A 15241-nucleotide genomic window follows, 5' to 3' on the forward strand; every position below is an offset into this window, starting at 1 on the left:
CTGGTTAACCACTAGCCGGCCATTTTTTGACCAGGAGCTCAAGCCGATGAGCAGATCTTCTCTATGTCGCCCGATGACGGCACGACTCTTCTCCCTCTTTATACTAGTGCTCACAGGGTGCGCCAGCACTTACCCTGAAATCGAGCCTGGTTTCGAGTCAGATTGGCAGGCTCAACCCCATGAGGCTCAGGTCTATTTGATCCCCAGCGCGAGCGAGGCGCTGGCCCGTCGCATAAACGCGATCCGCCACGCCCAGCAGAGTATCGACATCACCTATTTTTCATGGAATCAGGATCTTTCCGGTCTGATGCTGCTCAACGAGTTAAAACTGGCAGCAGACAGGGGCGTGCAGGTGCGCATCATCCTAGATGATCTGCTAGTGTTCAACGAAACTTGGTTGGCCGAGCAGGCACAACACCAAAATATTGCCCTACGCATTTTCAACCCGTTTCACTCTCGTAAGACGGGCTGGTTAGGCCGCAGCGTGGACTTCGAACGTCATAAAGCGCAACTGGATAATCGTCTACATGAAAAATACTTCAACGTCGACGGCCAGGTGATGATCTTAGGTGGACGCAACATAGGTGATAACTATTTTGGTTACAGCCAAGAGGCGAACTTCTTCGATCTCGATGTTGTGTTTAAAGGCGATATTCTTCAGCCATTTATGATGAACTATCGACAGCTTTGGAACAGTGATCTTTTAAGTCCCATCGAGCAGCTTATCCACACCAAGGGAAATAGTCACTATCGTCACTTTGACCGGGCATGGCAGCGCCACCAAGACGAGCAGCCCCAGGTGCTAGCGGCAATATCCGCTTCGCTCGCGGACTTGCCCACCATGCACTTTATCCGCGCCCAGGTCACCCCAGTATTCGACTCGCTAAACAAGGTGAAAGACAACAAACCTTACTTCAGAAGCCGGGTAGAACACCTGATGAACGACGCAATAGCCAATGCCAAGAAAGCCATTATCTCGACGCCTTACCTTATACCGACCCAACATAGGTATGACATCATAGAGACGCTGACCAAGCAAAATACGCAAGTGACACTGATCACCAACTCCTCGGCATCCAATGATTCAGCCTTCATCCCAGCCTACTTTGAGCAGTATCGTCCAGAGCTGCTCACCATGGGGGTCGACCTGTATGAATTTAGGGATGACGCGATTAACACCGATCACCTCTACCATGTGGCAACCTATTATCACAACAAGACCTTCATCTTTGATGACAAGCTTGCTTATATAGGTTCATCAAACTTCGACCCACGCTCGGACTTTCTCAACATAGAATTTGGCGTCGTCATAGATAGCCCGGCCTTTGCCGAAGCATTGACCCACTATCTGTTAGCGAGGAAAGCGGATCTCTATTGGCATGTGACCCTAGCACCCGACGGCAGCATAAGCTGGCATTCCGGTGAGGAAACCCATGACGCCTCACCCAACTATGGTGGCTGGCACAAGCTGCCAGACTGGTTTATCAGACAGCTCGACAGCGAATTTGAGCTCTAGCCCACTTACTTCTCCGCGACAGACACCGGGAAATGGCCTTTATCTCTCGTGAAAGGTCTTCCCCCGGCAAACATCTTGCCCCTCATTTTCAGCCTTCTCTATCCTTAATACCTGGCTTTCGCCCCTGACCTCTCCAGTCGCGCCGCCAGATACCTCTATCTAAGCTTGGCGATTAACCACCCACGGTTAGAGGCATGAGAAACTTACATTGCATTCGCTTACATCAGTCCATTTGCCCTCATTTTTTCCATAGGCATAAGGGCTCGACATCAGGCTTTACAGCTCGGGCTACTAACCGGCTTAACCAAACGAACCCAACAGGCTCGGCTGATAATACCTAACGGCAGAACCAGATGAGGGAACAAGATGACAAGACCGAATGACTTTGTATAGTGAATCAGCACTATGAGCTAGCGCTATGAACTAGCACAGTGGGTAGAATTGAGAAGAGGACACAGAGAACAAGGCTGTGTTCGAGTCATCCAAACGGACAAGGGTTAAAGGGAAAGGTGTTGCCAAGCTAAGCCGTGACGCGAAGGATATCGAATCTTAGTCACTTATGCGAGAAGCTCAGCATCGCAAGCGTTAGCTCACAAGGAAAGAGATAGAGATAGAGATAGAGATAGAGATAGAGATAGAGATAGAGATAGAGAGAGCCACACCTTGGCGATGTGCGCCTCACTATTCAAGCTGAGGGTATAGGAAAGACGCATAGGAAGCATACAGAGTGGAAGGTATATGAATGGTCTAAACGAGCAGCTAAGTTCCTACGCCAGACACCTAGCACCTAGCACCTAGCACCTAGCACCGGAATGAAACCAGACATGAAATCCGGTGAGGAAGAGGCGAACGTATTGGGTAGCAAAAAAGTAAGAAAGCCCGCACAGAGACGGGCTTAAATTGGGAGGCGATTATCGATAGGCGATGACACGGGCGACATAACTGAAGTCACCAGAATCACCGTGATAGTCGCGAAACAGATCTACCGAGAAGAATAGCGGCCTATCTTGCTCGATCCGCTCGGCAATCTTATGGCCCAGGCTGTCGATATCTTTCTCACCATACACATAAAACTTGCCCGTTTTCTCAAGCTTATGTGCTTCCGCCTGCTGACGGGTGACATAGATTTCGCTGAACTTCTCTGTGATGAAACCCTGATATTCGACCGATTCAAAGCTAGCCTCCTCGTCGATAGTAATAAAGAGTTCGGTCTCCTTCGTGAGTGTCACTAGCTGCGCCATCTCCTCGGCAAGCTGTTCGTTCTCGAGACCATCTATATCCTGAGCCAATGCACCTGTACTCAGAACAACCAAGGCCAGCGATAGGAGTGTTTTCTTCATATATTTACCTTCTTCATAGTTAATCAAATCTCGTCTAGGGGACTTCTGTCGACCAGAGTTCGTCGCTGTTCACCTTGTCGTAGCCATATTGGTACAAGGCCTTCATGTACTCTAAATCGAACATATCTTTAGTGGCTTTAGGGGCATCAAACTCATCGTCAACATAGGCGAAGCGGAGGTCTAAGCCGGTCATCTCGCTGAAATAAAGCATGCGGTAGAGATCGCCTTTAGCCTGCTGAATCGTCATGCTGGCAATGCTTCTGCGTAGCAATTGCACGCCTTTATCTTCGGTGGCCGAGTAAGGCACCTTCAGCATGCCATTGCGGATAACATGCACCTGAGGTGCGCTAGACAGACCGAGCGCCTGATTTACCTTGTGATAGTCAATATTGACCACCTCGAAAAACATCTGCACTGTGAGGCCACCGTCGACATGCAGCTCCTCGAGGCGCTGATTGTCATGATCCACAGCGATAAACTGAGGTGGAAAGACCCCGGGAATTGACGAACTGGCCGCTAGGATCTGATGGATCAGATGCACCTTGTTCGGTAGATGACTCTCGGCAATACGGCCAAGGTTCCAAACCACCAGCTCTTCCGAGTCGAAATGGGTGGTCCCGATAAACAGGCGACGACCAGCCTTATGTTGCAGGGCTATCTGCTCTATCATCTCCGGGGTATAGACCTGTTCGATAAACTCAAACATCTGCTCACCATTGGTAAAGGCATCTTTGATGAGGGTATTCAGCAAGTTATGTTTGCCTAAGATCATCTTGTCGTTGATCCCCAGCATGACCTCTTTAAGACGCGGGATCTCGTCTCCACCGACAAACACGAAGGGCGCAATGAGTGACCCTGCGCTGATCCCCGTAATGATGGTGTACTCTTGCAGCTGCTGACTGTCGTACAGACCGTTAATAATGCCGGCGCCAAATGCCCCATTGGCACCCCCACCAGACAGGGCCAGAATATTCAATCTGTCGCCCTTGACCTTAAGTGGGGTCGAACCGTCCTTAGCATCGTAGAGAAAATCTGAGGTCTCATCGGCCCAGACTCTAAAAGGTTCGTCCGTCTGCTGCTGAATGTCAGCCGCCAGGGTCACTGCTCTGTAGTTTTCTTTGGTAACACGGGTTTCCAGCGTATGCGTCGAACTGCACGCCGCGAGAAATATCGCCAAAAATACGGTAATGGGTAGACGGCCCATGACGCTCTCCTTTCCACACACTATGTGGTTTATTCAGTAACGACGAACAGGCAGTTCCTATTCGCCAGGTAAGTTGATTGCCCCATCGCAATGCTTTTGCAGACAAGGGCATTGTCGATTGGTCATAGTTTAATCAGTAAATGGGGAAGCTATTAATCGCATTTGAAGGACTTCGCCCTACAAAGCGAGATGGGAGGCGAAGCGAGGCGGAATCTTTGCCGCCTGGCTCTAGCTGTTTCAGGGGAAATAATATTGAGGAAAAGGCTTGGCTTTTGGCTTTTGGCTTTTGGCTGTTGGCTGTTGGCTTTTAATCGAGTTTATAAGCCGCGCTTGAAGTCTAACCTCCACATCTCACCCATAGGATTTGGGAAATACCGACGTGATATCGGGGACATCACCGACCATGTGATCACGACATTGGTACTTCCATGTACATTCCCCCGCCGCACAGGCGCTAGGCTAACCAAGCGGCCATGGAAGTAAACAACCCCACTAAACACCAGTTCAGGTCGACGCTAAGAATCGAAACGCCTATGGTTCCCGGCTGCACCTGCCGCAGGTAATAGATTAACCACCAAGCCATGGTGTCAAATAACTCAGCTAAACAACCGTATGAGCCAGAAGCTTAATTGCTTAAATTCATCACCTCGAATGACAACAAATAATGCTTAGTCGAAGAGACGTTTAGATGAGGGTGTAAGCACGCTTTTGGCTCTCGGCGGCATGGCCAAATATGTTCCCTACATTTATTGGCATTCCCTACATCCATGTAGGTCAGTACCGCCGTGAAGCCCACATGGATGTGCTCAAAAAACATCCCTGTTTAACAGCCAGTTCGGCATCCATGCCTCTCGTTCGTGAGCCAGAAGCTGCGCTTCACTCACCGTGCCAAAAGAGTGCTTGCACATCCCTCGCCGGGCAGGCGATAGGTTAACCATGCGGCCATGGTGTCAAATAACTCAGCTAAACACCCATATCATCTAAGGCTCTAAGGAATCCAACTTGGCGCCACGGCTGAACATCTGGCCAGCTAACGCCAGATACAAAAAACCCCGGCCATCTGCATGGTCGGGGTTTTGGGCTAATCGACTGCACCTAAAAGGTGCGGGTCAAATTAAGCGTCTTTCGAGGCGCGGCTAGCACGCTTACGATCGTTTTCGGTCAGGTGACGCTTACGCACGCGGATGCTTAGCGGAGTCACTTCTACCAATTCGTCGTCATCAATGAACTCGAGCGCCTGCTCTAGGGTCATCTGGATGTGCGGTGTCAGTACCTGAGCTTCGTCGGTACCAGAGGCACGCATGTTGGTCAGCTGCTTACCTTTCAGACAGTTAACTGTCAGGTCGTTAGCGCGAGAGTGGATACCCACTACCTGGCCTTCGTAAACTTCTGCCGCGTGACCGATCATCAGACGACCACGATCTTGCAGACCGAACAGGGCGAAGGTCAGTGCTTTACCGGTAGCGTTAGAGATCAACACACCGTTCTGACGTTGGCCGATATCGCCACCCTTCACTGGACCATAATGGTCGAATGAGTGGTAGATAAGACCTGTACCAGAAGTGGCTGTCATAAACTCGGTTTGGAAACCAATCAGGCCACGGCTAGGAATGATGAAGTCGATACGCACACGGCCTTTACCGTCTGGCTGCATGTCGCGCATGTCGGCCTTACGGGTACCTAGCTTCTCGATCACCGCCCCTTGGTGCTCTTCTTCAACGTCAACGGTTAGGGTCTCGTATGGCTCGCACTTCTCGCCGTCGATCTCTTTAACGATAACTTCTGGACGTGATACGGCCAGCTCGTAGCCTTCACGACGCATGTTTTCGATAAGGATAGACAGGTGAAGCTCACCACGGCCCGATACGCGGAAACGGTCTGGGCTCTCTGTCTCTTCGACGCGCAGTGCCACGTTGTGTACCAGTTCCTGTTGCAGACGCTCAAGGATGTTACGTGAAGTCACGTACTTACCTTCTTTACCAGCGAATGGCGAGGTGTTTACCTGGAAGGTCATGGTCAGTGTTGGCTCGTCAACAGACAGAGGAGGCAAGGCTTCGGCGCTGCCCACTGCACATACAGTGTCAGAGATCTTCAGCTCGCCAAGACCTGTGATCGCTACGATGTCGCCGGCATTAGCTTCAGTCACTTCATGACGGTCCAGACCCATGTAGCCAAGTACCTGGCCGATCTTACCGTTACGCGTGGTGCCATCGGCGCCCACTACGGTAACCTGCTGGTTCACCTTAACGCTACCGCGCTTGATACGGCCAACGCCGATAACGCCCACGTATGAGTTGTAGTCCAGCTGAGAGATCTGCATCTGGAAGGCACCTTCGGCATCGGCGTCAGGTGAAGACACTTTCTCGACGATGGTCTCGAACAGTGGCGTCATGTCAGTACCAGTCTCTTCAGGATCCAGAGTCGCGAAACCGTTCAGTGCAGAGGCATAAACGATTGGGAAGTCTAGTTGCTCGTCGGTAGCACCCAGGTTGTCGAACAGATCGAATACTTGATCGATAACCCAATCAGGGCGCGCACCCGGACGGTCGATCTTGTTGATCACTACGATAGGCTTAAGACCTTGAGCGAAGGCTTTCTTAGTCACGAAACGTGTCTGTGGCATTGGACCATCGACCGCATCAACTAGCAGTAGCACACAGTCAACCATAGAAAGTACACGTTCAACCTCGCCACCGAAGTCGGCGTGGCCAGGGGTATCAACGATGTTGATACGGTAATCGTTCCACTTGATGGCAGTATTCTTCGCCAGAATCGTGATTCCACGTTCCTTTTCAAGATCGTTGGAATCCATCACCCGCTCAGCGGCCTCTCCTCGAGTCTCAAGGGTTCCAGACTGTGCCAGCAACTTATCAACCAGGGTCGTTTTACCATGGTCAACGTGTGCAATAATGGCGATGTTACGTAAATTCTCTAACACGGATAAACCTCTTACCATCGAAAAAATAGGGTATTGATAACAGCCCTAATAATAGCTGTTGCAATAAAAAACGTGCCATTCTACTCTAGCGAGGGGCTCTCGCACAGGATTATTTTTTAGTCAGCTATGAATAGTCATGTTTATATTGGTGCGCACCATATTGGTGAATGCACCATCAAGAGGCATCAGCTGCACCTTTATGGTGCAATAACGAGATTCCCGCCACCTACCTTCTTTATTGTTCCCATAAAAATCAATACGTTAAACTTTTGGCACGAGTCTAGCTTTACTCATGCCAGAACCGCGTTGGTCGCAACGCTGAATGATATAAGAAGGGCATCCCCTCTACTCTACTCGGAGACTTTAGAATGTCAGTTGAATCAGTTTTACAACAACTAGAAGAACTTGAAGTTAAGTTTGTTGATTTGCGTTTTACCGATACTAAAGGTAAAGAGCAGCACGTATCTATTCCTGCTCACCAGGTTGATGCCGATTTCTTTGAAGACGGTAAAATGTTCGACGGTTCATCTATTGCTGGTTGGAAAGGCATTAACGAGTCAGACATGGTACTGATGCCAGACCCAACGACCTTCGTTCTTGACCCGTTCACCGAAGAAACCACTGCCCTGATCCGCTGTGACATTCTCGAGCCAGGCACTATGACTGGTTACGACCGCGACCCACGCTCTATCGCTAAGAAAGCCGAAGAGTACATGGTTTCTACCGGCATTGCCGATACCGTACTCATTGGTCCTGAGCCAGAGTTCTTCCTATTTGACGACGTTAAGTTCGGCACCGACATGTCAGGCTGTTTCGTTAAGCTAGACGCTAAAGAAGCGGCTTGGAACTCAGGCACTCATTACGAAGACGGCAACACAGGTCACCGTCCATTCGTGAAAGGCGGTTACTTCCCAGTAGCACCGGTTGACTCTTCTCAAGATCTTCGTAGCGCCATGTGTCTTGTTCTGGAAGAGATGGGTCAAGTAGTTGAAGCTCACCACCACGAAGTGGCGACTGCCGGTCAGAACGAGATCGCGACTCGCTTCAACAAGCTGACTGAAAAGGCTGACGAAATCCAGATCCTTAAGTACGTGGTTCACAACATGGCCCACGCTTACGGCAAGACGGCGACCTTCATGCCTAAGCCAATCGTTGGCGACAACGGTAGCGGCATGCACGTTCACCAATCACTGGCTAAAGACGGTGTAAACCTCTTCTCTGGTGACAAGTATGCGGGTCTGAGTGAGACTGCTCTGTACTACATCGGCGGTATCATCAAGCACGCTCGCGCGCTGAACGCCTTCACTAACCCAAGCACCAACTCGTACAAGCGTCTTGTGCCTCACTTCGAAGCACCAGTCATGCTGGCCTACTCGGCACGTAACCGCTCTGCGTCTATCCGTATCCCAGTAGTGCCAAGCCCTAAGGCACGTCGTATCGAGACTCGCTTCCCAGATCCAACGGCTAACCCATACCTGGCGTTCGCTGCACTGCTGATGGCTGGTCTTGACGGTATCCAGAACAAGATCCACCCAGGCGAAGCCATGGACAAAGATCTATACGATCTGCCAGCGGAAGAAGCGGCTGAGATCCCACAGGTTGCAACCTCTCTTGAGAACGCACTTGAGAACCTGGATGCAGACCGTGAGTTCCTTACCAAAGGCGGCGTATTCTCTGATGACTTCATCGATTCTTACATCGCGCTGAAGACAGCAGAAGCTGAGAAAGTGGCTCGCACCACTCACCCAGCCGAGTTCGAACTGTACTACAGCCTATAATCCTCGCCTCTAAGCTAGGATTAGTGCTCGAAAAGGCCGCCCCATGAGGCGGCTTTTTTTATGGCTTTTATTCGATGCCGGGACTCTCTTTTCAACTCCCAGTAAAGACTCCACCGATGCGAAACGTGCATCGCGCTGAAGACAACAGAAGCTTCGAGTCTGGCTCGCACCACCCAGCCGAGTTCGAACTGTGCTAAAACCTGTAAGCCTATAATCCTTGCCGCTAAGCTAAGATTAGCGCTCGAAAAGGCCGCCACTTAAGGCGGCTTTTTTATGCCTTTTTACCACCAGATAAACTTGGCTTAAGCGCCTGACGTCGGGCATAAAATTGATTTAACTTTATGGCCAAACTGCTATCATGATCACGCCGAATCACTTACTTTAGAATCCCATTATGTCTAGCCGCGATCCCTTCCAGTCTTTCACCTGGCACAGCGATATTTTTAGCTGTCAGAGCAATGATATCAGCAGCTTCTATGCCCGCTTAGAAAAGCAGGCAAGTCGCCTCGGGCTACAGGCGCGCAAGCTGGGTGATGCCGGTCCGCATCCGCTGGAACTCTATCAGTCGCCGGCGCAGAAGGCGGATCAGCCCTCGATATTGATCAGCGCCGGCTTTCATGGCGAAGAGGCCGCCGGCCCCTGGGGGCTGCTCTACTTCCTCAACGAACTGGAACCCGATCTCTTCGGCCAGCTCAACCTTAGCCTGCTGCCGCTGGTGAACCCCACAGGTTTCAAGCGTGGCCATAGATTCAACAAGTTGGGACAAAACCCGAATCGTGGCTTCGTGTTAGAGAACGGCCGTGGCCGCAGCAATCAGGACACCTCGAGCGAGGGTGAGATCCTGCTGGCTCACTCTCAGCTGCTGGCCGCCGCCAGTAAAGATGGCATCCTCACCTGCCATGAAGATGTATTGCTTACAGACACCTACATCTACTCCTTCGAGGCCAACCAGCACCCAGGCCAATTCAGTCGCGAGCTGCGCGACGCCCTGGGGCACTATTTCCCCATCGCCCAGGACGGACTGATCGACGACTGCCCAGTGAATGATGGCATCATCTTCAACCATTTCGACCTCTCCTTCGAGGCCTTTCTGGTGCGACTGGGCGCCAGCGTCGGCGTCTGTAGCGAGACTCCGGGCCAGCAAAGCTTCGATCAACGCATCCTGGCTAACGCCGCCATCATCAAACGTTTCGTCGAGCTGACCCTAGCAAAGCGTTAAAAGAATGAGCGAAGCGATAAGGGCATAAGCAAAGCGTTAAAGGAATGAACGAAGCGCTAAAACATTAGTGAAACGCTTGCTCCAATAGAAAGCCAGGCACTCGGCCTGGCTTTTTGCTATCTGTTTTACGGTCATTCACTCACTACTGCGGGAGTAACGGCAATTAGGCTAGCGACAGAAAGGCGCCAGGGCATCCAGCAGTCGCTGCATATCCTGCTCGCCGTTGTAGATATGGGGCGAGATCCGCATCCCCTGCTTGCGCACATCCAGGCTAATATCCGCCTGGGTCAGTGCCTCGACCGCCGTTTGCTGGGCTTCACCGAAGTCTAAGATGGCCGTACCGCTACAACGAGCCGGATCCGAGGGTGAGACCAGGGCATCACCCACCTGACGCCAGATGCGCTCCAGCTGCATCAGGTTGTGCTGGCGAACCTTGTCGCTACCCAGCTCGGCAAAATAGCCAATGCTGTGGGCCGCGAGGGCGAAAGGTGCCACAGACGGCGTGCCGCCCCAGAACTTGAGCGCCGAGTCGTGATAGCGAAAATCGTGAATATCGAACTCGAAGGGGTTCTCATGGCTGAACCAACCCACATCCTGGGGTGAGCAATGCACCAGCTGATCGGCGCTCACCCAGAGGTAGGCCGCCCCCGGCCCGCCGCAGAGCCACTTGACGCTGGAGCCCAACATGAAATCTGGCTTGAGGGCATTAAGATCCAGGGGCAATACCCCGGCGGCCTGCGCCACATCCACCAGCGAGAGCGCCCCCAGCTCGCGCACCTTAGGTACTAGATAATCCAACGGCGCCTGCTGACCCGTGTTGGAATAGGCGTGGCTGATAAACACCAGATCGATATCATCGGTCAGATGTGCCTGCCACACCTCGGCCAGACTCACATCCAGGTTAGCCGGGATGAAACGTAACTCAGCCTCAGGCAGCGCCTGACGTAAGGCAAAGCCCATGCTGGGAAAATCGTTCTCGCTCATCAGGGTCACGGCGCCGGGGCGGCGCAGCCTTGAATGGGACTGCACCAATTTGGTGAGACCGCTGGAAAGGTTAACCTGAGGGCAAAACAGCCGAGTCTCGCTGTTGAACAGCCTAGCGAGCTGAACGCGAAAATCCTCCACCACAGAGAGCCAGTCACCCCAGGGCTCTCGCCCCGAACCCTGCCAGGGCAGGAAGAAACGCTCGTCGAACGCCTGGCGCAGACTCTGCAGCGGCCTGCCCACCGAGTGGTTGAGCAGGTAGACTGACTTTGGCATCACAAAATCATTCTGGTACATGGCTTACCCCTCTAGGCTGGCGCGCAGCCTGGCGATGTCGTCGAAACGGGTGCGTATGTCATCGCGCTTGGCGGCGGCGCGTCTGTCTCTGAGTTTCTCCAGCGCCCCCAGCAGCACAGGCAACGGCGGGCCACTGGCGGTAACCTTGTCGATATGCTGGCTCTCCATCTGCTTGGCAGGCTGAGCGATATACTTCTCCACCAGCTGATCATGGTGTTGTATCGCCCCCTGGCCATGGGCCTCACACACCCGCAGGAACTGCGCTAGATTCTCCTGGTACCAGGGATGGTCACGCATATCCATGGCGGCGAGGAAATCGTCCATCAGGCTGGTGCGGCGCATGCAGTCACGCAAGATGCGCTGATCTTCCGGCATCATGTAGAGGAACTTATCCACCAGCAGTTGAGAGTAGGCCGACTCGTTGGCGAAGCAGAGCCCCAGCTGCAGGTCGATCACATTGATGCCGGCAAAGTCACCAGCATTGGCGCCGCGATACACCTGCTGGCCGACGCGATAGGGCTTGTAATAGGGACGCACGCTGTTGAAAAACGCCTGGGTATCGAGGCGATCGAATAGCGTCTGATTGGAGGCGATCACCTGCTGAAGCGCCACCAGGGCGACCTGTAACAACTCGGCGGTCATGGGGTGGGAGATCCCCAGAGGCTGGATCTTCAGTAGTGCATCGGCCGCCCGCTTGTAGGCGAGGATCCCCTTGGTGTTGTAGTCGACGAACAGCTTCTCGTCGTCGAGATCGGTAAAGCGCTTATAGAGGCCGTTAACGGCGCGATTGTGAGTAGTCAGATGGGCGGTGGCAAAGCGTGGCGTCACCCCGATGGAGGCGCCTATATGCATGGCAAGCGCCGAGGCCTCCAACAATGGCGAGCTGGTTTCGCGGCTCGGCTCTGTGATCTCGTGGCGACGACAGGCCGCCATGTAGAGGCCCACGTTACCCAGCAGATCGAAGGCGGCATCGAAACCCTCGTCGGTATTGCCCTCATCCAGCAGCGCCTTGATGAGCGTCCGGCCTTCGGCCTCCAGCCGGGCCTTAAGCTCGTCGCCTATGCCCACCACGTTAGCGGGGTCGCTTTGCTGCATGTAGAGGCGCTCCAGCGCCGAGTTAATCTCGACAAACTCCTGCCTGATCCAGTGATCGAAGGCCGCGACATCTTGACTCATAGGGTAGGTATCTCTTGGTTATTTTAATAATGACTCAATAAGCTACCACTAAGCCATTAGCGCAAACCTGCAATATCAATCCGGTAAACAGAGATTTTTTAGTGGATTCCGATAAAAATAACCACTTTAATAATCTTATCCAACAAATCAGCCCTAGAGCCCAATCGAGGGACAAGAGACCTATGCGATGAAACTGGACAGCAAAGACAAGCAGATCTTAAGCATACTGCAGGAGGAGGGACGCCTGCCCGTGGCCGAGTTGGCCAACCGGCTCAACCTCTCCGACACCCCCTGCCTGCGGCGCATCAAGAAGCTGGAGCAGGCGGGCTTTATTCAGGGCTACAGCGCCAGGCTCGACCCTAAGTCGCTGGCACTCAATGTGATTGTCTACGCCTTCGTGCGCCTCACCGAGAACTCTGCCGCCTATGGTGAACAGTTCGAGCAGGAGATGAGCCGTCTGCCTCAGGTGCAGGAATGCTCAGTGATCACCGGTGCTCACGACTACCTACTCAAGATAGTCGCCCACGATCTGCTGGAATATGAAGGCTTCGTCAAACACTCACTGGGCGGCCTCAAGTGTATCGCCAGCATAGAGTCGACCGTGGTGCTGAAACAGACCTTCTCCCGCCATCAACTGCCAATCACATAGGGCCTGTTTATCTTTCAGGTTTAATTTTTGTTCAATCTCAACGCGTTGTGCTCAAGGCCTGAGCCATGAGGCATAGTTGCACTATGGGAATGGCAAATAACCAAGAAATCGCTTGGAACGATTTCTAACAGCTTGTGGTGAAAGGCAGGAAGCCTTTCACAATGAGATAGACGCGTTGAGATGAACCCCTTGGGCTGCGCTTGTAGGCAATTTCTACTGCGTTATCGCCAGCTTGTGTAGCGTAACTACACGGCACAGGCTCTGCCTTGTATCAATCACCTACAAACGGCAGCAAAAACAAACAGGAAAGGTCAACAGGCCCTAGCCCTGATGCTTTTTACCGCGAAAGCGACTAATCTGTAGCAAAGACAAGGTATAAAAGGAATGCTTATGCGCCCGATATTGCTGTTTACCCTGCTGTTAATGACCCTTGGGGCTCAGGCAGCCATCTATAAATGGGTCGACAAGGATGGCAAGGTTCACTACTCGGATACCCCGGTAGAAAACTCCACCCAGGTCGAGTTTAAGGAAAATACCGAAAACCAGATCAAGCTGCCGCCCCCTGTGGTACGCGAGCCGCTAACCCCCGCCAAGGAGGAGCCCAAGGAGCTCTACAAGCTGACCATCTCCAGCCCCAGCGAAGAGGAGACCCTAAGGGACAATAACGGCAATATCACAGTGATCGGCTCCATCACCCCAGATCTCGCCGCCGGTCATGTGCTGGTGCTCCTAATGGATGGCAAGGTGGTCAGCACGCCTCAGGCAAGCCCGGTATTTACGCTGGAAAATGTGGATCGCGGCGAGCACAAGTTTGAAATCAAGGCCTTGGCACAAAACGGCAAACAACTTGCATCGACCCCCCCTAGAACCGTATTTCTTCACCGGGCGACCATAAATGCGATTCCTAGGGCGACCCCTCTCGGGGGCGGTTAAAAATTTATATCTTAATTTTTAATAACTTAGAAAATCACATCCCAAAACAGTCCCGGTGAAGATAGCTTGCAGCGTGCACCAAATTGGTGCACCATTATGGTGCAACCTACTTCCCGGGAGTCGTAAATGAACACAGACCCTCTGCTCAATCATCTGGTGACGGCCGTGCTCGTCATCTCAGATGATCTCAAGCTGTGCTATGCCAATAGCGCGGCCGAGCAACTGCTTGGGTTAGGCAGTCACCGCCTCACGGAACACAGCCTGTTAGACTGCTGCCAGCTGCTGAGCATAGATCATCAGCTGCTGCGCACTGCCATTCGCGAACACCAAGGCCTGACGGTCAACACCGCCAACCTGGTGACCCTGGATGGTCAGGGTCATACGGTCGACATGACACTCACCCCGCTGGAAGTCCAGCCGGATCAGCCCGAGCAAGGGGTGCTGGAGCTGCGCCAAGTGGACCAGCAAAGACGGATACATCAGCAGCTGACCCTGGATGCCCAGCAGCAGGCGGCCCAGTATCTGGTACGTAACCTGGCCCATGAGATCAAGAACCCCCTAGGCGGCCTCAGAGGCGCGGCCCAGTTGCTGTCCCGCGAGCTGGAAGACGCCGACCAGCGCGAGTTTACCGACCTCATCATAGAGCAGGCCGATCGGCTGCGTAACCTGGTCGACCGACTGCTTGGCCCGCAGAAACCCACGGAGCACAGCCTGCACAACATCCATGCGGTGATCCAGAAGGTGCTCAAGCTGGTGAGCGTCACCCTGCCGGGCAATATCCACCTGATCCAGGACTATGACCCCTCGATCCCGGATATCGAGATGGATCAGGAGCAGCTGCAGCAAGCGGTACTCAATATAGTGCAAAACGCCATCCAGGCGCTGGAGACGGTGGAAGACGGCGGCGAGATCCGCATCAAGACCCGCACCCAGCATCAGGTCACCATAGGCACCACACGCCACAAGCTGGTGCTGGCGCTCTCCATCATAGACGATGGCCCGGGGATCCCACCCGAGCTGATGGATACCCTCTTCTACCCCATGGTCACGGGCAGAGAACAGGGCTCCGGACTTGGGCTCTCCATCGCCCATAACTTTGCCAGGCTCCACGGCGGACGCATCGACTGCGCCTCTGTGCCGGGCAAGACAGAATTTACCATACTGCTGCCGCTCAAGAGCTAGCACAGGTGACCTTAGAGCATTCAAC

11 protein-coding genes are annotated in these 15241 nt (G+C 53.0%); 6 read left to right on the top strand and 5 right to left on the bottom strand.

Annotation, left to right across the window (positions count from 1 at the left end; all coding sequences use genetic code 11):
- The first annotated feature begins 46 nt into the window (after nucleotides 1–46).
- On the top strand, nucleotides 47–1516 hold the full coding sequence (locus tag K0H81_RS18625; RefSeq protein ID WP_220059295.1) for a phospholipase D-like domain-containing protein: 1470 nt from the start codon (nucleotides 47–49) through the stop codon (nucleotides 1514–1516).
- Nucleotides 1517–2427: 911 nt separating this feature from the next.
- Here the strand turns inward: K0H81_RS18625 and K0H81_RS18630 are convergent.
- From K0H81_RS18630 to typA, 3 genes are all read right to left on the bottom strand, one after another.
- On the bottom strand, nucleotides 2428–2856 hold the full coding sequence (locus K0H81_RS18630) for a hypothetical protein (protein ID WP_220059296.1): 429 nt from the start codon (nucleotides 2854–2856) through the stop codon (nucleotides 2428–2430).
- Nucleotides 2857–2890: 34 nt separating this feature from the next.
- Nucleotides 2891–4060 (bottom strand): patatin-like phospholipase family protein, encoded by a 1170-nt coding sequence (locus tag K0H81_RS18635; protein ID WP_220059297.1) that lies wholly within the window; start codon nucleotides 4058–4060, stop codon nucleotides 2891–2893.
- Between the two features lie 1114 nt (nucleotides 4061–5174).
- Nucleotides 5175–6998, bottom strand: a complete 1824-nt coding sequence (gene typA / locus K0H81_RS18640) for a translational GTPase TypA (protein WP_220059298.1) — start codon at nucleotides 6996–6998, stop codon at nucleotides 5175–5177.
- Between the two features lie 368 nt (nucleotides 6999–7366).
- Between typA and glnA the strand changes: the two genes are divergently transcribed.
- Together glnA and K0H81_RS18650 are read left to right on the top strand one after the other, a co-directional pair.
- Nucleotides 7367–8776 (top strand): glutamate--ammonia ligase, encoded by a 1410-nt coding sequence (gene glnA, locus K0H81_RS18645; protein ID WP_011867348.1) that lies wholly within the window; start codon nucleotides 7367–7369, stop codon nucleotides 8774–8776.
- Nucleotides 8777–9170: 394 nt separating this feature from the next.
- Nucleotides 9171–9995, top strand: a complete 825-nt coding sequence (locus K0H81_RS18650) for an N-acetyl-ornithine deacetylase (protein ID WP_220059299.1) — start codon at nucleotides 9171–9173, stop codon at nucleotides 9993–9995.
- Nucleotides 9996–10163: 168 nt separating this feature from the next.
- On the opposite strand, the gene K0H81_RS18655 is transcribed toward K0H81_RS18650, so the two are convergent.
- Together K0H81_RS18655 and K0H81_RS18660 are read right to left on the bottom strand one after the other, a co-directional pair.
- Nucleotides 10164–11276 (bottom strand): aminotransferase class V-fold PLP-dependent enzyme, encoded by a 1113-nt coding sequence (locus K0H81_RS18655; RefSeq protein WP_220059300.1) that lies wholly within the window; start codon nucleotides 11274–11276, stop codon nucleotides 10164–10166.
- 3 nt (nucleotides 11277–11279) lie between these two features.
- The gene (locus K0H81_RS18660) at nucleotides 11280–12452 is read right to left on the bottom strand and encodes a PrnB family protein (RefSeq protein WP_220059301.1); all 1173 of its coding nucleotides are present in this window, start codon (nucleotides 12450–12452) and stop codon (nucleotides 11280–11282) included.
- Nucleotides 12453–12639: 187 nt separating this feature from the next.
- On the opposite strand from K0H81_RS18660, the gene K0H81_RS18665 reads away from it, so the two are divergent.
- The 3 genes from K0H81_RS18665 to glnL all read left to right on the top strand — a co-directional run bounded on the left by K0H81_RS18665 (nucleotide 12640) and on the right by glnL (nucleotide 15216).
- On the top strand, nucleotides 12640–13101 hold the full coding sequence (locus tag K0H81_RS18665) for an Lrp/AsnC family transcriptional regulator (protein WP_011867352.1): 462 nt from the start codon (nucleotides 12640–12642) through the stop codon (nucleotides 13099–13101).
- A gap of 390 nt (nucleotides 13102–13491) precedes the next feature.
- Nucleotides 13492–14034: a DUF4124 domain-containing protein gene (locus K0H81_RS18670; RefSeq protein WP_258406132.1), complete on the top strand. Its 543-nt coding sequence runs from the start codon at nucleotides 13492–13494 to the stop codon at nucleotides 14032–14034.
- Nucleotides 14035–14160: 126 nt separating this feature from the next.
- Nucleotides 14161–15216: a nitrogen regulation protein NR(II) gene (glnL, locus tag K0H81_RS18675; RefSeq protein ID WP_220059303.1), complete on the top strand. Its 1056-nt coding sequence runs from the start codon at nucleotides 14161–14163 to the stop codon at nucleotides 15214–15216.
- Nucleotides 15217–15241 lie beyond the last annotated feature (25 nt).

It is taken from the genome of Shewanella halotolerans (genome assembly GCF_019457535.1).
GTDB classification, from domain to species: domain Bacteria; phylum Pseudomonadota; class Gammaproteobacteria; order Enterobacterales; family Shewanellaceae; genus Shewanella; species Shewanella halotolerans.